General features: G+C 44.8%; 15 protein-coding genes. 12 read left to right on the top strand and 3 right to left on the bottom strand.

The window, feature by feature from the left end; all coding sequences use genetic code 11:
- Positions 1-5: 5 nt before the first annotated feature.
- Both ABE28_RS19330 and ABE28_RS25240 read left to right on the top strand, forming a co-directional pair.
- Complete coding sequence (locus ABE28_RS19330; RefSeq protein WP_064465499.1) at positions 6-1,724, top strand: adenine deaminase C-terminal domain-containing protein; 1,719 nt, start codon at positions 6-8, stop codon at positions 1,722-1,724.
- Between the two features lie 162 nt (positions 1,725-1,886).
- Positions 1,887-2,039 carry a hypothetical protein gene (locus ABE28_RS25240; RefSeq protein WP_156775838.1) on the top strand — a complete coding sequence of 51 codons (153 nt, stop codon included), beginning with the start codon at positions 1,887-1,889 and terminating at the stop codon, positions 2,037-2,039.
- Between the two features lie 351 nt (positions 2,040-2,390).
- On the opposite strand, the gene ABE28_RS19325 is transcribed toward ABE28_RS25240, so the two are convergent.
- The gene (locus ABE28_RS19325) at positions 2,391-3,821 is read right to left on the bottom strand and encodes an amidohydrolase (protein ID WP_064465498.1); all 1,431 of its coding nucleotides are present in this window, start codon (positions 3,819-3,821) and stop codon (positions 2,391-2,393) included.
- Positions 3,822-3,868: 47 nt separating this feature from the next.
- Positions 3,869-5,107 carry an MFS transporter gene (locus tag ABE28_RS19320; protein WP_064465497.1) on the bottom strand — a complete coding sequence of 413 codons (1,239 nt, stop codon included), beginning with the start codon at positions 5,105-5,107 and terminating at the stop codon, positions 3,869-3,871.
- 175 nt (positions 5,108-5,282) lie between these two features.
- On the opposite strand from ABE28_RS19320, the gene ABE28_RS19315 reads away from it, so the two are divergent.
- Complete coding sequence (locus ABE28_RS19315) at positions 5,283-7,361, top strand: helix-turn-helix domain-containing protein (RefSeq protein WP_064465496.1); 2,079 nt, start codon at positions 5,283-5,285, stop codon at positions 7,359-7,361.
- A 597-nt stretch (positions 7,362-7,958) separates the two neighbouring features.
- Entirely contained in the window at positions 7,959-9,863 is a 1,905-nt protein-coding gene (locus ABE28_RS19310; RefSeq protein WP_064465495.1) for an endonuclease MutS2, read from the top strand.
- A 194-nt stretch (positions 9,864-10,057) separates the two neighbouring features.
- On the opposite strand, the gene ABE28_RS25235 is transcribed toward ABE28_RS19310, so the two are convergent.
- The gene (locus tag ABE28_RS25235; RefSeq protein ID WP_156775836.1) at positions 10,058-10,216 is read right to left on the bottom strand and encodes a hypothetical protein; all 159 of its coding nucleotides are present in this window, start codon (positions 10,214-10,216) and stop codon (positions 10,058-10,060) included.
- A 200-nt stretch (positions 10,217-10,416) separates the two neighbouring features.
- On the opposite strand from ABE28_RS25235, the gene ABE28_RS19305 reads away from it, so the two are divergent.
- From ABE28_RS19305 to ABE28_RS19270, 8 genes are all read left to right on the top strand, one after another.
- The gene (locus ABE28_RS19305) at positions 10,417-12,201 is read left to right on the top strand and encodes a sensor histidine kinase (RefSeq protein ID WP_064465494.1); all 1,785 of its coding nucleotides are present in this window, start codon (positions 10,417-10,419) and stop codon (positions 12,199-12,201) included.
- Positions 12,173-12,916 carry a LytR/AlgR family response regulator transcription factor gene (locus tag ABE28_RS19300; protein ID WP_064465493.1) on the top strand — a complete coding sequence of 248 codons (744 nt, stop codon included), beginning with the start codon at positions 12,173-12,175 and terminating at the stop codon, positions 12,914-12,916. Before ABE28_RS19305 ends, ABE28_RS19300 begins: the two co-directional genes overlap by 29 nt.
- 140 nt (positions 12,917-13,056) lie before the next feature.
- Positions 13,057-14,850 carry a carbon starvation protein CstA gene (gene cstA / locus ABE28_RS19295; protein WP_064465492.1) on the top strand — a complete coding sequence of 598 codons (1,794 nt, stop codon included), beginning with the start codon at positions 13,057-13,059 and terminating at the stop codon, positions 14,848-14,850.
- 77 nt (positions 14,851-14,927) lie between these two features.
- On the top strand, positions 14,928-15,083 hold the full coding sequence (locus ABE28_RS19290; protein ID WP_064505156.1) for a DUF1540 domain-containing protein: 156 nt from the start codon (positions 14,928-14,930) through the stop codon (positions 15,081-15,083).
- A 1,134-nt stretch (positions 15,084-16,217) separates the two neighbouring features.
- The gene (locus ABE28_RS19285; protein WP_083232154.1) at positions 16,218-17,609 is read left to right on the top strand and encodes a DHA2 family efflux MFS transporter permease subunit; all 1,392 of its coding nucleotides are present in this window, start codon (positions 16,218-16,220) and stop codon (positions 17,607-17,609) included.
- A 272-nt stretch (positions 17,610-17,881) separates the two neighbouring features.
- Positions 17,882-19,954, top strand: a complete 2,073-nt coding sequence (locus ABE28_RS19280; RefSeq protein WP_257390637.1) for a BglG family transcription antiterminator — start codon at positions 17,882-17,884, stop codon at positions 19,952-19,954.
- Positions 19,951-20,220: a PTS sugar transporter subunit IIB gene (locus ABE28_RS19275; protein ID WP_064465490.1), complete on the top strand. Its 270-nt coding sequence runs from the start codon at positions 19,951-19,953 to the stop codon at positions 20,218-20,220. Before ABE28_RS19280 ends, ABE28_RS19275 begins: the two co-directional genes overlap by 4 nt.
- A gap of 14 nt (positions 20,221-20,234) precedes the next feature.
- Positions 20,235-20,501 carry a PTS sugar transporter subunit IIB gene (locus ABE28_RS19270; RefSeq protein ID WP_064465489.1) on the top strand — a complete coding sequence of 89 codons (267 nt, stop codon included), beginning with the start codon at positions 20,235-20,237 and terminating at the stop codon, positions 20,499-20,501.
- Positions 20,502-20,506: the final 5 nt, after the last annotated feature.

Raw genomic sequence — 20,506 nt, 5'->3', positions numbered from 1 at the left:
AAGTTATGCGAATGGATATGCTTATAAAGGATATCAACATTTTCAACAGTTATTTCAAAAGATTCATGAAAGGGAATGCGGCCATCAAGGACGGCACATTCCATTATATTGGCGAAAGCGAGCTGGATGCCTTCACTTCCGAGCTTATCATCGACGGAAAGGGAAGGTATCTGGTTCCTGGACTGATCGATATCCATCTGCACATTGAAAGCACGATGGTGACACCGGCCACATTTTCCTATGGCCTCATCAAAAATGGCGTGACCACAATTGTGCCGGAACCACACGAAATGGCCAATGTCTTCGGGATTTCCGGCGTGAAGGAAATGATCAAGGCGAGTAAAGAGTGTGTCGCGGATATGTTTTATGCCATCCCGAGCTCCGTTCCCGCAACCTCGATGGAAACGACGGGGGGGTCCATCGAAATTTCCGACATGGAACAATTGATGCAAACCGAGGACATCATTTGCCTTGGCGAGATCATGAATTACTATGAGGTCATCTCGGATCCGGAATGCAAAACGAATAAGATCCTGTCCCACATCCGTTCCCATTATCCAGATCTGATCATTGAAGGGCACGTTCCAAAACTGCTCGACTTGGATCTGCAAAAGATCATTCATGCCGGAGTGAATTCAGATCATACACATCAGACCGTTGAAGGCTTGGAGGCGAGGATCGCTGCCGGAATGTTCATCGAGATCCAAGAGAAATCGATGACTGAAGAAGTGATGGATTTCTTAATAAACCAGCAGGTGGATGAGCATTTCTGCTTTGTTACAGATGATGTCATGACCGACTCTTTCCAAAAAAGGGGGCATCTGAATGTCCTGTTAAAGAAAGCGATCCAAATGGGCATGTCACCTGAAAAAGCGATTTATGCTTGTACGTATACACCGGCACAGCGGATGAGGATGCATGATCGCGGTGCGGCTGCACCTGGTAAGGTGGCTGATTTCCTTCTTATATCCGACTTGCAAAGCTTTGACATCGATCAGGTGTATAAAAACGGGGAGCTCGTTTATGATTCGTCACAGCCTTATGTGCAGGAAGCGAGCGGTAGGCAATTTCCAGAGCACTTCTATGAAAGTGTGAAGCTTGCCGAACTGAGCGAAACCGATTTTAACCTATCTGCCCCGGATGAGCAGGGACAAGCGGAGTGCCGGATCATTCAAGTAAAGAATGGTTCCACCTTCACAAGTGAAACGAATGACTGGCTGTCGATGGAGAATGGCGAATTACGTTGGGAAGAAAGCCCCTACGGGTTGATTGCCACCTTCGAACGGTATGGGAAAAACGGCAACCGGGCGCACGGCCTGATCACCGGCGATGTACTGAAGCGGGGAGCGGTTGCCACGACCTATTCACATGATAACCATAATCTCCTGGTGATCGGCCGCAATAAGCAGGATATGGTGATGGCCGCTAATGAAGTCATCAGGAATCAAGGCGGCGTCTGCTGCGTCCACGACGGCCAAATCCTCTCGATGATCCATCTTCCCGTGGGCGGAATCCTTTCCGAAGAACCGATGGACATCGTATCGGAACAGGTCGAGCAGCTGACGGAAGCACTTAAATCATTAGGCTACGAACATTACAATGTCATCATGTCATTAAGCACCTTATCGCTCCCGGTCAGCCCGGCCCTGAAAATAACGGACCACGGATTGATCAACGTAAATGAAGGGAAAATAGTCCCTCTCATTTTGAGCGTACAAGCTTAAACCGAAAAGGGGATCATCCAATGGATGATCCCCTTTTCTTATTTAATGTTGTGTTTGGTTTCAAAAAAATGGAAACGTGTGATAAGATAAAGGGACAACTGAGGATAGAGTGGTAGGTCACGTACTTTTCCATCTAATTATAGATGGGAAGGAGGTGACTTCATGATTCATTTCTTATTGAACGTAATGATAGATATGGGTAAAGAGATAGTGGTTGCAGTAGCAACCAGTCTAGTCCTGTCTATGTTCGACAAGAAACGGAAAAAGAACCACTCATCCTCCCAAGATGGCAATGGTTCTTCTTCTGACGATTAATTAAGTTAGTTGTGACCAACCACTCTTGCTAGTTGTCAGCCTCATGTTAGCGCATGGGGCTGTTTTTAGTTTATGATACTATAAGGATAACATACCCGGATTTTAAAGTAAATATTCAGACATTGAAGGGAATTACGCAAGCAGCATGAGAAAATGAATGCTAAAGCATTGATTAACTAACAAAAGAAAGAGCGTGCTTTGAAAAAATTGATCAAAACATGCTCTTAATATATTCGATTGAATGGTTCTATAATTTTCCTCCATTGAAGCGAAGGTTCGTAATATAAGCTACTCGTAAAGTTCATACTGTCAGGTACCCTAAACCTATATAAAGGTGACGTTAAAAATGACTCAGGTTGATGATACCGGAACAGCGTCACTATTTTGCACAGGTGGTTTCACATCAGATGGAATACCAGATTTGTAGGTCAATCCTTTTGTGCTTGCTATGAACTCGGCTTTTGCTTTTTCAAGGATGCCACTTTGATCTAGCAGCAATTCATATGCAGATAACGCCATTACTTTCGCTGCGTAATGCATTCCCTTCATTCCGATCGATGAACCAAATGAGGCCGTAGCCTGCCAGGTATGGAACTGAATTCCAAGCGGTGCGCAGGTGGTCATGATTTGTCCGACCGGCGTGATCCAAGAGACATCGCCTACATCCGTTGATCCGCCCATGGTGATATCGAAATGCTTACTGTTGTGATGGAAACCTGTATCGAGTAACTTGTTAACATCACTTATGACTTGCTGCTTAGCCGCGGCCAACACGGATGGATCAACCGTTTGGCACAATTCTTCAGAGAATTTCTCTTCTTCTTGGGAAAAAACCATTGATCCTGCTGCTTCCGCTTGCATATACATGAGCTCATTTAACGTTCGATTAGGCAATGTATCGTAGCACCCAGATTTGATTTCCCAGAGTACCGACGTTTCTGTCATCATAGCTGCCCCTTGCGCCACTTTTATCAATCGTTCTTTCAATTCTTCCACCTGCCTACGGTCTGCACTGCGCAAGAAATAATAAACGCTAGCTGTATCTGGCACGATATTCGGTGCCATCCCTCCGTTTGTAATCTGATAGTGGATTCGGGAACCATCTGGCACATGCTCCCGTAAATAGTTAGCTCCTACATTCATTAACTCGACTGCGTCCAGTGCACTGCGTCCAAGATGCGGAGCCGCCCCAGCATGGGAAGTTCTTCCGGAAAAATGAAATTCGATTGCGGTCAATGCCTGAGAACGAAAATTGGCGGTCATATTGGACGTTCCCGGATGCCAAGTAAGGGCGCAGTCTAAATCATCGAAAATGCCAACCCTCGCCATGAATGTTTTTCCAGAGAGCAGTTCTTCAGCGGGACAGCCATAATATCGAATGGTACCCGGCAGCATTTCCGCATCAATTCTTTCCTTAAGCGAAATCACAGCTTCTACCCCTGCTGTTCCGAGCAAGTTGTGCCCACAACCATGTCCTGGTCCATGCTGAACTACCGGTTCATATTTTGGAGTGGCTTTTTGGGATAATCCTGGCAGGGCATCAAATTCCCCAAGAATACCTATGACTGGTTTTTCTTTTCCATATTCTGCTACAAATGCAGTCGGCACATCACCTATCCCGGAAGTAATCGTAAACCCCGCTTCTTTTAACGTCTTGATTTGCAAGGTAGATGCAAAGGTTTCCGTATACCCTACTTCAGGCTGGTCCCAAATCCGTTTGGCCATGCCTGTGAATTTGGCCTCGTTTTCATCAATCCATTTTGTAATCTTCGACTTCCCCATTCTTATCACACCTCTCGTTTGTATTGTGATTAACGGCAAAAGGTCCTTCAACCAACTGTTTTTACAGTTGCATCCGTAACCTCTTGATTTCTTTTAGCTGATGGTAAAAAACAGGCAATGACACCAGCGATTAAGCAGCATGCAGTTAAGAATAAGAACGCACTTTTGTAAGATCCCCCTGACGAAGAGATAAGAGCACCCATGATCATCGGGGAAAAAATTCCTGCAGCTTGACCTCCGAAATTTAATATACCGAATGCGGTACCCACTACCTTCTGTTCCATAACCCGGTGGGGCAACGTGAAGATAAAGCTCATGACAAATGCCATAAAGGTAAAAGCCATGCACTGGTATATAATCACTTGGGTAATGCTGGTGGAAAGCGTCATCAGATAAAGTGAGATACCCATAATGAAGATTCCCGTGATGACTCCATACTTTGCATTAGATCCAATCTTATTAATGATTCGACCGCTAATGATCATGCCTGCTGCCAAGAACAAGGCGGGGATGGCACTGATTATTCCAATTGATTTAAGATTGATTCCAAGAACCTGCATCAAGTATGAAGGCATCCATGAAGAGAGACCCCAGCTTGTTATATTAATAAAAAAGAAAACTAGAAGAACCTTCCATAAGTAAGTATTTAAAAGTAGCTGCTTATACTCTTCCCGCTTAGGCTTATGTGCTTTATCCAAGGAATTGGAGTATCCACCTGCTTGTCTTGTGGATAGGAGGAACCAGATTACAAAGATTATACCTAATAGGGAGATCACCCAAAATACATGACGCCACCCTAGCCATACAAGTAGAGGAGCACAGATAATCGGTGCAAGAGCCCCGCCAAGTGCATTTGAGGACATCATTGTGGATTGGGCTTTCGTCCTTTTATCAGCCGGAAAATAATCGGATATGGCTTTAGTACTTGCTGAAGGATATCCTCCTTCCCCGATCCCGAACAGAAAACGAATGAGAAGTAGCGAAGTGAGGGACCAGGCAAGTCCAGTCAAGGCAGTAAATGCGGACCAGAACAAAACAGCTATAACGATGACCTTTCTTGATCCAAAACGGTCTGCGAGCCAGCCGCCTGGAATTTGCATGATCGCATAGCCCATGAAGAAGGCACTTAATACAATCCCCAATTTTGACGCATCAAGTGATAAATCTTCTCCGATTTTTAATATGGAAAGACTTACAACAGTTCTGTCAATATACGATACAATCCAGCCGAAATAGAGAACTAATAAAATCATTTTGTTTTTTGAAGAATTGAGATTGGCCCCCATATAAAACCTCCCTTTTTAATGATTACAAGTTAAATATTAATAAAACTGACTGATGGTTGTCATTGTCAGAATAAACAATGTATTCAGAATTCAATTGTAAATCTCTACAATGTGTAAGATAATGTATGGAGAATTGTACAATTAATAACAAAAGAGTGGGGTAAGGGGGAACGCTATGGAACAACGAGGAAGTTTAATGTGCCGATCTGATGGCACCTTAACATACCATGTTTGGATCTTGGATTCCACGGAGGATTGGGTCCACCTGTGTGGGGAGCCCCTAACCGATAATGATAAAAACCCTTTTTCAAATGAAGATGCATGGCCGAATTCATCATGCATAGAAAGTAATGATTATGTTACTTGCTACCATGCTCATACCGGTAACCAACTATTTTTGTTTGTAACGGAAGCTCCTGATCCAACTTCAGTTCGTGCGTGTATTCATTCTGGTAGGACGTTAACTGAATTGGAGTCCGAGCATTTTGTGTTACAAGTCCGTTATATGCTGCTTGAACAAACAATCAAGCGGCATTGGCAAGAGAACGATGCATGGCTCGAAGGCTTGCATTCACTGACATCCATGCTTGAGTTGAATGAACTGTTACACAACATCATGGAAAATGCATTGATTGCCATTCCAGCCGTAGACAGTGGATTTTTAATGCTTTATGACGCTGAAACACAAAAGCTTGTCCCTAAAGCAAGCATTGGAATGGGAGCTTCCATCTATGACTTCAAGACCAATATAGGGGAAGGTGTTGGAGGGAAGGTATTCCAAGGCGGGATCGGCCGTATCTACAATAGGGAACAAGCATTTGCAGCTATATCTAATATTCAGGCTAACAACATGAAAAGTTTAATGGTTTCAATGGAACATACAGAGGAAAATCCCAACCTAATGGTGATGGCTGTTCCTGTCAGGATGAACAAAGCTAAGCTTGGCGTGATGATTGTCCACCAGAATAATAAAAAGCAAAAGCTGACTACCGATGATTTAAGAAGGTTGCAGGGTTTTGCCGATCAGGCAGCGATTGCCATTACCAATGCGAGACTTTTCTCGGATTTAAGGGAAACAAACGATTATTTGGTTAAACGGAACCATATTCATGATGTTTTTACTAGACTCTCTTTTAAGGATTCTGATTTGATAATGGTTGCTAAAACCGTTGAACAGATGACAAACCTTCCTGTTTCTCTGTTTGATCTGACTAAAAATGAGTGGTATCCCCATTACACGCCTCTTTCAAGGAAGCTAATGGATACGGATTTTCTGAAAAAATGGGAAGAATGTGTGGAAGCATTGACAGTTACTACTAACGAAACATCCATTCATTTGTATCCGATTGTGAATGATGGAGTTCCAATCGGTTACTTTGTCGTCGAGCTTCACCGATCGCTCCTCCCCCTTGATACTGTAGTGTTGGAGCAGGGCAGTGCTTTAGTTGCATTAAAAATGGTCAATACCTATTCAATGACGGATATGTACTATAAACAATGCTATGAATTTTTTAATGAACTTCTCCAATATAGGGAGCCCAATCAGCTTGCTTCTAAATCACGGGATTTTGGTCTTTCTCCAGACATCCCACTCTTCGTTACAGTATTGCAACTTAGTGGGAAGGCACAAGTCCACAAGAAAAGGGAAACACACCAGAGAATGCTCATTGCCGCTCTGCATAAAGAGCTGGGGTCTTTAGATTACCTTTTATTCGGTTTTCATGACAAAGTGACGATCATCATGAACGCTAGTACCGAGTCCCTACAGGAAGTGTTGATCGAAAAATTGAACAAAGTGGTAACGTTATGGACAAATAAGGATGTCCCAATCCTTAGGGGAGGTATAGGCAGACCTTACACAGGTTTAGAGCATGTTGCCAGAAGCTCTGAAGAAGCGAATAAGTCGTTAGCTTATCTCTTAAGTCGCGGTACTCCTGGCGTAATCAGTTATCAAAGTATTGGCATTAACCGATTATTTCTAAATCAACAGACCGAGGATATCGAACAGTTCATTCAAGAGGTGTTTGCACCGCTCCAATCTCCCAAGGCTAAGTCGAGTGATCTGGAATTGACACTGAAATCATACATTGCTGCTAATCGATCTATATCCGATACGGCAGAACGTCTTCATATTCACCAAAATACACTCTATCATCGAATAAGAAAAATCGAGGACGCTCTTGCAGTTGATCTAAACGATTCTAATGTTTGGCTTAAGCTGCTCCTAGCCTATCATCTAAGTGAAACGTATTAGAAGTTAAATGAGAAGATAGTAACTCCTTAATGAACCATCATTTAACACAATAAGGTGAACAAAGGTAAAAGAGTTTTAATTCCTTTATTGGTAAAGCAAAATCCCGGCAAGAAAAAGGGCTTGGCTGCGAGTAGAAAACGGAAAAAACGAATTGACTCTTTCTTGCTCATATGGTATATTAATTCCAATTCTAAGAAAAGGTGTGGTGTTTTATGTCGGGAGTAGGTATCAACTAATTTAGTTGAATAAGGTATTTAGTCACTGATCAGTCAGTGGATTAAGTTTGCCTTTTTTCACGGTGCATTCCTGCATTGTGGATACCTACCTTAAGACTGCTTCCTTTTCCATAATTCGTGTAACATGTAGGTGTTACGGCGAAAAAGTATGGTGGGGTTTGTCCTATCATGCTTTTTTGTTGTCTATCAGGTTTCTTTGACCTGCCTATTTTGTTTTCGATTTTAGGTCTTTATAAGGCCGTGCCCGCAGGAGCTTTCTACTCAAATGGCTTGTTCATTTGTAAAGGTAGGGGGACTTTTGCGGGCATTTTTTTGGATTTAAGGAGAGAATCACACACACTCATTCAAGGAGGATCATGCTATGAATACGATGACTTATGAAAAACTACAATATATCCAACTGAAGGACATGGTGAAAAGCCATTGTGTAAGCGGCTTAGGGAAGGAATTATTGGATCGGCTGCAGCCAAGCGGCATATTGAATGTGGTCAAGAACCGTTTGAACGAGACGACGGAAGCAAGGGATTTATTGAATGCGGAAAGCCATATTCCCTTGAAGGGCATCTCCCATATTGGCTTCCATATCGAAAAGCTCGAAAAGGGAATGATCTTGGAGCCAAGTGAGCTTGTGGCGATCGCCGACTTCTTAAGGGGCTGCCGGAATATCAAGACATTCATGACCGATAAAGCGTTTTTTGCTCCAACATTGCACTCTTACGCGCATTCGATGACAGAACTCAGGACCTTGGAGGAGGAAATCCAATTCACAATAAAAGGAAATGCCGTTGCTTCGGAAGCCAGCAGGGAGTTGAAGCGGATTCGGAACCAAATCGGCAAAACGGAAGGTAAAATCGAGGAGCGTTTGAATAAGTTCTTGAAGAGCGGTACCAATAAAGCGTTCATTCAGGAATTCTTCATCAGCAAAAAAGATGATCGCTATACCATACCAATCAAATCCTCTTATAAAAACCAGGTGGCCGGAACGATCGTGGAGGTATCCGCAAAGGGTGCCACCGTGTTCATCGAGCCTGCCGCCGTAACGAAATTGAATGCAGAACTGGCCAGCTTCAAAGCGGAGGAAGCGATGGAGGAGTATCAGCTATTGGCGACGTTATCAGGCATGGTTTTCGAACAGCTAAAGCCGATCAAAATCAATGTCGAACTCATCAGCCAGTATGACATGATCTTCGCAAAAGCCAAATTCAGTAAAAGCATGGACGGAATCGAACCGAAAATCAATGATCATGGGTATATCCGATTAGCCGGCTGCAAGCATCCGCTTTTGCCCGCAGACAGTGTACCATTGGATTTCGAAATCGGCCAGGATTATCGCAGCTTGATCATCACGGGACCAAACGCCGGAGGAAAGACGGTCGTCCTGAAAACGATCGGCATCCTTACGCTGGCCGCGATGTCTGGGCTTCATATTGCCGGCAAAGAGGGGACGGAGCTGGCCGTCTTCGATCACGTATTTGTCGACATTGGCGATAATCAAAGCCTGGAAAATGCGCTGAGTACGTTTTCGTCGCATATGAAAAACATTTCGGAAATCCTGCTCGCTGTAACCAACAACTCGCTGCTGCTGTTCGATGAAATCGGCAGCGGAACGGAACCGAATGAAGGCGCCGCTTTAGCGATCGCGATCCTGGAGGAATTTTATCAAAAGGGATGCATCACCGTTGCCACGACCCATTACGGTGAAATCAAACGCTATTCCGAAATTCACAGCGACTTCATGAATGCGGCGATGCAATTTAACAGTGAAACATTGGAGCCGAGGTATAAGCTGCTGATCGGCCAATCCGGCGAAAGCAATGCCCTGTGGATCGCGAAAAAAATGGACGTACGCCAGCAGGTGTTGCAAAAGGCAAAACACTATATAAACAATAAAGACTATGACTTGGAACGTGTCCAGGAAGGGAAAATCAAAAAAACGAAAGCAGAGCTTCCTCCAAAAAAAGCCTTGCCTGAATTTGCAGTCGGTGACAAGGTGAAGGTAAGCGGACTTGACGGATATGCGATCGTCTATAAAAAGAAGAATTCCTTTAATAATGTCGTCGTCCTTTTCGAAGATTCCTTCAAGGAAGTTCATGCCAATAGGCTGGAGCTTGAAATAAAAGCCATCGACTTATATCCGGAAGGCTATGATCTGAACTCCCTATTCGTCAGCTACGAAGAAAGGAAGCTGAACCATGACCTGGAGCGGGGATCGAAGAAGGCATTAAGGAATGTCGCGGCGGATATGCGGAAGAAGCTAAACGAATAAACAACGTTCGGGCATGGGTTCAGTGTGGATTCATGCCCTTTACCTATGTCGCGTGAATGACTCTAAATTTTTGCACTGGAATTCCTACAATGAAAATAAAAAAACCTTTCGTCATAACCATATCATAGAAATATAGAAACATGACCCAGAGAAATAGGGCCATATATTTGGTTGATTTTTTCATTAATAATCAATCATCCTTTATGGAAATGAGCGATCAAAATCAAGGCTATGCCCATTGCAAACAAAGAAATGAATAGGTTGAAAGATTCTACGTATCCAATCGGAAATAATGCTGCACCAAATAATGATATTCCCCCCAGCGCATAAAATGTCAGGACCCTACTATTCATGATTACTCCTATTAAGAACTAGCTTTGGTGACTCCACTATACGTGTTTTTTTCAATCTGATGGGTTCCTGAAATGATCCGTTAAGTTCCAGAAATGGTACGCTCTCCCAAAGATTGTTGCGCTGGACGTAAAAACAAAATTCGACAAAGATTTCAAAGCTGTTGTAAGATGAATGAAAACTCATAAATGGGGTGAATGAGTTGGTTCATTTATTACCGTCGCTGTTTGAAAAGGTCGGGATCATCGTGATTGCGGCGTTCCTGCTTTCTTATATGAAGCCGTTTCGGCAAATGATCGGTCATGAGCATCAAATGTCAAAGAAGATCATGCTCATCATCCTTTTTGGAATATTCGGCATCATTAGTAATTATACCGGGATCGAAATCGGGAATCATGAGATGCCGCTAGGGAATTGGCATGCCGAAATCGCTCCCGATAATGCGATTGCCAACACAAGGATCATGGGTGTCGCCATCGGCGGCCTGCTTGGGGGGCCATTCGTCGGTTTGGGGGTCGGTTTGATTGCAGGGCTGCATCGCTACACTCTCGGCGGTTTTACAGCAGGGGCTTGTGCCGTCGCGGCGATTTTGGCTGGCGTCTTATCGGGGTTTTTAGGAAAAAGGCGGCAAAAGCATGGGCTGATCACGCCTTGGTTTGCCCTCCCGATTTGCATGGCCCTGGAAGCGATCCAAATGGTCATCATCCTGGCAACGGCCAAGCCATTTGAACGGGCGTGGGAGCTCGTCCAGGTAATCGGCCTCCCGATGATTTTCATCAACGGCTTTGGCACGTTATTATTCATGCTCATCATTCAATCGATTACGAGGGATGAGGCACGGACGCGGGCCGTGCAGACGAATTTGGCATTCCTGATTGCGGATCAAACCTTGCCTTATTTCCGCCAGGGCCTGAATCAAGCCTCTTGTAAGAAAATTGCCGAAATAATCCTTGGGCTGACGGAAGCCGATGCGGTGGCCATAACGAATGAGCATAGCGTACTTGCTCATGTGGGGGCAGCGTCCGATCATCATGTTCCAAGGGAAGGCATCGCGACGGGCTTAACGAAAAAGGCCCTCGAACAAGGCAACATCATCGTCGCCAAAACAAGAAAGGACATTTATTGCTTTCATGATCAATGTCCTTTGCAAGCAGCGGTCGTGCTGCCCCTTCAAGTCCAACGGAAAACGGTCGGGACGTTGAAGATGTACTTCAAGCATCCTGATAAATTAAGCCAAGTGGAACAGGAGCTGGCTGAAGGGCTGGCGAAGCTTTTCTCCACCCAACTGGAGCTAGCCAAGGCGGAAATGCAAACCGATTTATTGAAAGATGCTGAAATCAAGGCCCTGCAGGCACAAGTCCATCCGCATTTCCTGTTCAATGCAATCAATACGATTTCCGTTCTATGCCGTACGGATGTGGAAAAGGCAAGAAGCCTGTTAATGGAGCTGAGTGCCTTCTTTCGCAGCAACCTGCAAGGAGCCAGGCAAATATTGGTGCCGCTTGAAAAGGAATTGGAGCATGTCCAAGCTTATTTATCGCTGGAGCAAGCCCGATTTCCGGATAAATATCATATCGTTCATAACATTGAACCAAGTCTTAAAGAGGTTCCGATACCTCCATTCACGCTGCAGCCGCTCGTTGAAAATGCGATACACCATGCCTTTCCACATATGAAAAACAAAGGGGAAATCGTTATCCAAGCATATGTTAAAGACGATGCGATGCACATTGTTGTGGAAGATAACGGAAAAGGAATGGCAGGGGAGAAATTAGTTGAATTAGGAAAGCGTGCTGTAGATTCGATTAAAGGTACAGGAACGGCCCTTTATAATATCAGTGAACGGCTGGAAGGAATCTATAAAGGTCAGGCAAATTTCTCGATAAAAAGTGAAACGGGGCACGGAACGCAAGTGAGAATATCGATACCACTCAACGAAAAAGGAGCATATGTCAGCGATGTTGAAAGCATTTATCGTAGAAGATGAACCACTGGCAAGGGATGAATTGAAATACCTCCTGAAAAGGAGCAGGCAAGTTGAAGTCGTGGGCGAGGCGGAAGGGATAGAAGGGGCCATGAACAATATTCCAGGCTTGAAGCCAGATCTTGTCTTCTTGGATATTGAGCTGGCAGACGGCAATGGCTTACAATTGGCCAAACAATTGGCAGAGCTTGAGCCGGCCCCAACACTCATTTTTGCCACGGCTTATGACGAGTTTGCCCTTCAGGCCTTTGAATCGTATGCATTTGATTACCTATTGAAGCCCTTTGATGAAAAGCGGATACGGAAAACCTTGGAAAAGCTCGTCAAAGTGCGTAAAGCAGGGGAGCTTGAAACAAGTACAAAGCCGCCGCTTCGTACGGCGGTGGGGCAGACAGGGAAACTGGCTGTGGAAATCGATGACCGGATCGTTTTGATCGACCGTGATTCAATATTATTCATCGGCCTCATCGATGGAAAGACGTTCATCAAAACGGAAGAAACTGAATATAAAATGGGCGACCCGCTCATCGTGTTTGAAAGAAAGCTTGACCAACGCTTGTTTTTACGGGTGCATCGCGGGTTTATCGTCAATATCACCCATATAGCTGAAATCCAGCCTTGGTTCAATTCGACGTATAACCTCATCATGAGCGATGGATCGAACATACCCGTGAGCCGCACCTATGTAAAGGAGCTAAAGCAGCTTATTGGTTTTTAAAATTTTCATAATTCTGCATTTTAGCTTCTTTATATTGCAATCCAGCCCTCATTATCTGCATTGTAGCTTGAAAACGCTTTGCATCCGCTTTCATCGTGATATCATCAGTTTACGATGGAAGAAGTAGAGGGGGATTCAAAATGAATGCGGTTTCAATCGTCATAGGGTCGATTTGTATATTAATGATCGCCTACCGTTTATACGGGACATTCATAGCAAGGAAAGTATTAAAGCTGGACGACTCCAAGCCGACACCGGCTCATGCATTGGAAGATGGAAAAGATTATGTTCCAACTAATAAATGGGTGGCATTCGGCCACCATTTTGCCGCCATCGCAGCGGCAGGTCCGCTTGTCGGTCCGATCCTTGCTGCACAATTTGGTTATTTGCCAAGTTTGTTATGGCTATTGATCGGAGCTGTCATCGGCGGAGCGGTTCATGATGCTGTCGTGCTTTTCGCATCGATGCGTAAAGAAGGAAAATCGCTATCTGAAGTTGCCAAGGAAGAACTTGGCCCGGTCGCAGGCTTCTGTACAGGACTTGCGATGCTTTTTATCATTACGATTACGATGGCAGGACTTTCTATGGTCGTCCTGCATGCCTTGGAAAATAATCCATGGGGAACGTTTGCTGTCGGGATCACGATTCCCATCGCCATGGGAGTGGGCCTATACCATAAAAAAACAGGCAATTTAAAAGGAGCGACCATTGTCGGATTCACACTCATCATGGCTGGAATCTTGCTTGGTCCGAACATCCAAGGAACGGCCCTTGGTGAACTATTGACACTTGAAGCAAGTACGCTTGCCCTTATTTTGCCAATTTATGCCTTCTTCGCAGCGGCATTGCCGGTATGGCTGCTGCTGGCACCACGTGATTACTTAAGCACATTCATGAAAATCGGTGTGTTTGCCGCATTGATTATCGGTGTATTCGTGGTGAATCCAGACATTCAATTTCCAGCATTCACCGAATTCGTCAATGGCGGAGGCCCAATTGTCGCCGGTCCTGTGTGGCCATTCATTTCGATAACGATTGCCTGTGGGGCGATTTCAGGCTTCCATGCATTCGTCGGCTCCGGCACGACGCCCAAAATGTTAAACCGCTGGAGTGATATCAAATCCGTCGGTTTCGGAGCGATGCTTGTCGAGTGTGTCGTTGCCATCATGGCATTGATTGCGGCAGTTTCACTGCAGCCAGGTGATTATTTTGCGATTAACTCTTCACCTGAAGTCTTTCAAACATTAGGCATGGAAAAAGTGCACCTGGATGAGCTCAGTGAAGAAATCGGCATGGACCTTGAAGGACGGACGGGCGGGGCGGTAACCCTTGCAGTCGGGATGACCTATATCTTTACGGAAATTCCCTTCTTTGAAAAATTGGCTTCGTTCTTCTTTCAATTCGTCATCATGTTCGAGGCGGTATTCATATTAACCGCTATCGACTCGGGGACACGTGTGGCCCGCTACTTGATTCAGGACTTCTTCGGCGAGTTTTATAAACCATTGAAGCGAGTCGATTGGCTGCCCGGCAACATCTTCGCCAGTGCATTAGCCTGCTTCATCTGGGGCTATCTCCTCTATTCCGGGGACATCGGCTCGATCTGGGCACTCTTTGGCGTATCCAACCAGCTCATGGCATCGATCGGTCTCATCATCGGAGCGACCGTCGTCTTGAAAATCGCCGACAAGCGCTGGTATATGTGGACATGCCTCGTACCTCTCGCCTACCTATATGTAACGGTAAATGTAGCAGGATACTGGATGGTCAAAAACGTCTATCTCAACCCGGATGCTGCAGGATTCAGCATCCTGAATGGAGTATTGTCGATAACCATGTTATGTCTCGGCTTGATCATTCTCATTACGGCATTGAAAAAGTGGCGCGAGCTTTGGAAAATTCCGCAAGCCGAACTACTGAAACAATCAGCCTGAAAAAACGGGAACCTAAAAAAGGAAAGTATCAATACCCCCAAATTTGTTAATGATAACAAATGAGGAGGTGTAATACGATGGCAAAAGATGTTTTATGTGAGGTAAATAATTGTGTACACTGGCATTCTGGAAACAAATGTAATGCAGAGGCTATTTATGTAGTGAGCCATAAAGGGAATCATGCATCGAATAGTAAAGAAACGGATTGCAAAACATTTGATCCAGGAGTTTAAAACGGCGGAGGGTAACCATCAACTGGTTGCCCTTCTTCTTTTTTATTATTGATAATAAAAATCATTTTCATTCAAGAAAATTGAAATTCCTTTCATTTTCTTCATTTCTGCTTGATCGCAAATGATAAAATCATGCGTTTGAGCGATAAATCCGGCCATTCAATTCACGTGAAATTTGAATTCGCGAGTAAAAGCTGCGAAATGGGAAGTAAAGCTCCAATTTGGTGGAAAAAAGCATTAAACTCCGTGTAAAAGGCCCTCAATTCGTGAGCAACGCAAGCAGTGGAGCACTCGCTCAAAAAAGCGTGTGAACCACCCCAATTAAGCGTGAAAAATCAAATTGGCGAGTAAAAACCCCGAATTGGCGAGTAAAAGGCCTAAATTGGGGAGTAAAGTTCCGATTTCGTAAAAAAAAGCATTAAACTCGGCGTAAATGGCCCTCAATTCGTGAGCAACGCAAGCAGTGGAGCACTCGCTCAAAAAAGCGTGTGAACCACCCCAATTATGCGTGAAAAATCAAATTGGCGAGTAAAAACCCCGAATTGGCGAGTAAAGTCCTCTAATTGGCGAGTAAAGTCCCGGAATTGGCGAGTAAAACGCCCAAACTGGCGAGTAAAGTTCCGATTTCGTAAAAAAAAGCATTAAACTCCGTGTAAATGGCCCTCAATTTGTAGGAAACGCAACCAGCGAGCAAGCACTCGCTCAAAAAAGCGTGTTAACCACCCCAATTAAGCGTGAAAAACCCAATTGGCGAGTAAAAACCCAATTGGCGAGTAAAATCCCCAAACTTGAAAAAAAGCGCGAACTCGGTCAGCGTGATAAAAACGATCATGCGAATATAGGTGTGTCTAAAATGTGAATTCGTTAAATGGGGAGTAAAAAGTTCTTACATCGAGGGAATTTTTTTTGGTATAGTAACAAATAGACCGGTTGGTATAATAAGGTGGTGTGCTGCAGACAAGGATACAAAATCGTCGCTAGGATCTTGCAACGATTCGGCAAAGAACAGTTGGGGATCAGTCGAAAAGCGCGGGGAAGAGATCTATTTTTAAGAAGAATCGGAGATGTATTTTTATTTGTCCGAGACATCGGTTTTGCGATGGCTATCAAATATATTGAGGGAGTTTTTAACAAGTGGAAAAACAGATAAAAACAGGACCGATAATGGCGGCTCTTTTGGTCGCAGGGTTTGTTGGGCTATTTAGTGAAACTGCATTAAACATCGCATTGGGTGAATTAATCCATATTTTTGAAGTAGATGCGACGACCATACAGTGGCTGGCAACAGGCTACTTTTTGACACTGGGCATTCTAGTGCCGGTTACAGGAATTTTAATGCAAAAGTTTACAACACGCCAAATGTTCTTGGCGTCTTTATTTTTTTCCATCATCGGAACGATCGTCGCGGCAGTGGCCCCGGCGTTTAGTGTGCTATTGACGGCACGTGTCATTCAGGCAGCTGGACTGGCGATCATTTTGCCGTTGACGCAAAATGTCATCTTCACGATTTTTCCGCCGCATAAACGTGGAGGGGCAATGGGGATCATGGGATTGGTCATTTTAGCGGGTCCAGCCTTCGGTCCTACCTTGGCTGGAATGATTTTAGATACGTTATCGTGGCATTTTATATTCTGGTTTACGATTCCGTTTTTATTATTTTCGCTTATTTTTGGCTATATTTTCATTCCGAATGTGAATGAAATCCGATCGGTTTCGATTGATTTCTTGTCAGTTGTGTTATCGACGATAGGCTTTGGCGGCGTTGTGTATGGGGTAAGCGCAGGCGGAGATCTTGGCTGGGCGAATACGACGGTAATGGGCACAATCATCGTGGGGATGCTTGCCCTCATTTTCTTCGCACTCCGTCAAACGAAGATGGAAAACCCGATGCTGAATTTAAAGGCATTCAAGTATCCACTCTTTGTGCTGGGACTTGTGATGAACATGATTACGTTCTTCAACATGTTATCGATGCTTGTTGTGCTGCCGATGTATATGCAAATGGCGTTAATCGTTTCGGCGTTCGCCACTGGCTTGATCATGCTGCCAGGCAGTTTATTGAACTGCGTATTCGCGCCGATTATCGGGCGGCTATTCGATAAATATGGACCTCGCGCCATAATTACTCCGGGGACGGCATTGGTTGCGATTGGCTACGGGCTATATGCCATGTACGGAACGGAAACGGCCCTTTGGATCGTGGCAGCCACGCATATCGTGATGATGCTTGGCATAGGCATGGTACTTGCTTCCGTACAAACGAATACATTGAATGCCTTGCCAAGGCAATTCTATCCGGATGGTATCGCGATTACGCAGACCTCCCAGCAAGTATCAGGGGCAATCGGCATTGCCGTCATGATATCGCTTTTCTCTGCGAAGCAAAGCAGCTATCTGGCTGATGTCGCAAATGACCTGCCGGCAGCGGCTGCTACAGGATCATCACTTGTATTCAAAATCAGTTTACTGCTTGCCATCGTGAATGTGGTGCTTTCATTATTCTTGAAAAAACCGGCTGCACATTGAGCGTGAGCGGTTGATTGTATAGTAGACAAAAAGGTTTCGGTCACTCCGAAGCCTTTTTTCATTATTTGCTGGAGAGGTCTTTGAGTGGATGGGCCGGGCCGCATCCAGAGAAGGGATTTTTCCCCCCTCTTTCGCTCTCATGTCTTCGTTATAAAAGATTGTGCACAAATATTTATGGAGTATAATATTGTGCAGTCCATGTGACAAGAAACGAACTCAGAAATCATTCATTTCTAATAGGAAGTGGGATATTGTAGAGGCAGGGAGAGGGAATGAGCATGTTTTTAGATGAAAGAAGCGCTAATTTAGTAAAGCTATTGAAGCATTCGCCCATTTCGAAAATGAAGGAGCTTGAAGCACAAACCGGCTTGACGAGAAGGCAAATTCAATATGGTCTTTCCAAGGCGAATGATTGGCTCGAATTTCATGGATATGAGCCAATTCAATATGGCCGTGAGACGGGCTATTCCTTTTCTGGAACAATCAAGGATGAAGATTTGGACGTTAAACTGACAAAAAGGAATTATATATTTTCAGAGACGGATAGAGAAAGAGTTTTTTACTTGATGATTTTGTTAAGCGAGGAAGAACTGTCCGTCTACCATTTTCAATCACTCACTGGAATATCGCGTAATACGGTGTTGAAGGATTTAAAGCGGTTAAAGGAAAAACACAGGGACATGATGCTTAAGATCCAGTATTCGAAACAAGAAGGTTATGTGGCAAGGGGAGACAGCCGGGCTAAGAGATATGTCATCGAGCGTTTGGTCCATGATGTGCTGAACAGTCCGAATAGTGAACCGGTCATGGAGTGCATCTGGGGGCGATACGAAAGCAGGATCAGCGCGATACGGTCCCAGCTCGAAAGAATCGAGCGTAAATGGGGCATTACCTTCACCGATGAGAGGCTGCATGAACTGACTTATTTGTTTTTATGCACCGATCAGCTCATTGGCAAAGGGGAAGTGTTATCGGCAGACCCGAGCTGGGCGCCGTTCGTTACGACGGAAGAATACAAAATGATTGAGGGCATGACGAGAAGCGATGCGTTTCAAGCGACATGGAGCGAAACGGAAAACCTTTATGCAGCCTTACATTTAATGAGCATGAATCGCACGAAGGATATTTCGCCTCTTAAGGATGATGAATTCATTCAACATCTTTTGCAGGAAATCGTGGAAGAGTTCGAGAGGCTGGCATTCGTTCACCTGAAGGACAAAGAGCAGCTATGCCAACAGCTATACGTTCATTTCAAACCGGCCTATCATCGCCTGCGGTATGGTCTTCCGCAAATGAATCCGATGACGGGAAGGGTGCAGAAGGTATATCCTGAGCTGCATCATTTGACAAAAAAATCCTTGCGGGTGCTGGAGAAAGAAATTGGCTGTCCAATATCGGAAGAGGAAGTGGCCTACTTCACGATCTATTTTGGCGGCTGGCTCCGGAGGCAAGGAACGACATTGGATGATCGAAAAAGGGCAATCGTCGTTTGTCCGAATGGAGTGGGCATCAGCAATATCCTCATTTATACATTGAGGGAGCTGTTTCCCGACATTTTGTTCCTGGATGTTTTATCCGTAAGGAATGCGGCTGAATATACCCTTTCGTATGACCTTGTCTTTTCAACCGTGCATATGCGGACAAACGCGATATTATTCGTCGTACCGCCGATTTTGGAAATGCAGGATAAACATACATTACGCCAGCAGGTGATGCAGCAATTGTACGGATATACGACGGAAGGTGTGGATGTTGCAGCATTAGTAAAGCTCATCTCCAAGTATGCCACGATCCATGAACAGGATCAGCTTGAAAAGGCGCTGCAGTCGAAGATGTATGATCATACGCCAAAAGTAACTCAATTTTCTTTAAAGGAGGCAGAGAAGCCTGTGTTAGAAGAACTGCTCAATATGCAAACGATTCAATTACAGCCGCACGTTTCCGATTGGAAGGAAGGCATTCAACTCGCGGCCAAGCCTCTCGTGGACTTAGGAACCGTCGAAGAACGATATGTGGATGCCATGATCGAGGCGATAGAAACGAATGGACCATATGTAGTGATAACGCCTGGAGTGGCGATTCCCCATGCACGGCCGGAGCAGGGAGTCCGGTCGTTATCGATGAGCTTGTTGAAATTGGAGGAAGCAGTGGATTTTGCGCCGGATAAACCGGTACGCCTGATCATCATTTTAGCTGCCGTAGATAATGATTCACATTTGCGTGCATTGATCCAGCTTACTCAATTATTGAATGAACCAGCCAACATTGAAGACATTCTGCGGACTACAGATAAAGAGGTCCTTATGGAGTACGTTCATACATATTCGAAGGAGGAAACGGAATGAAAAAAATCATGGTAGTATGCGGGAACGGATTGGGCAGCAGCTTCATCATGGAGATGAATGTGAAAAAGGCATTGACGGAAATGGGGAAAACGGCCGAGGTCGATCATACCGACCTTACATCGGCCAAAACGGTTCAGGCGGATATATTCCTTGGGGCCGCGGATATCGTCGGCCAGCTGGATGATGGATCGCGCTTGATCGTCACACTGGAAAACATGATGAGCATCCCTGAAATCAAATCTAAATTGGAAGTCCATTTCGGATAAAAGGAGAGATTGATATGAAAAAAATCATGGTAGTATGCGGGAATGGATTGGGCAGCAGCTTCATCATGGAGATGAATGTGAAAAAAGCATTGACGGAGATGGGGAAAACGGCCGAGGTCGATCATACCGACCTTACATCGGCCAAAACGGTTCAGGCGGATATATTCCTTGGGGCCGCGGATATCGTCGGGCAGCTGGATGACGGATCGCGCTTGATCGTCACACTGGAAAATATGATGAGCATCCCTGAAATCACTTCGAAATTAGCCAATCATCTATAAACAAA

The organism is Peribacillus muralis (assembly GCF_001645685.2).
Lineage (GTDB): Bacteria > Bacillota > Bacilli > Bacillales > DSM-1321 > Peribacillus > Peribacillus muralis_A.
The sequence above is the reverse complement of the archived record's forward strand: the minus strand, read 5'-3'. Positions and strand labels throughout refer to the sequence as shown.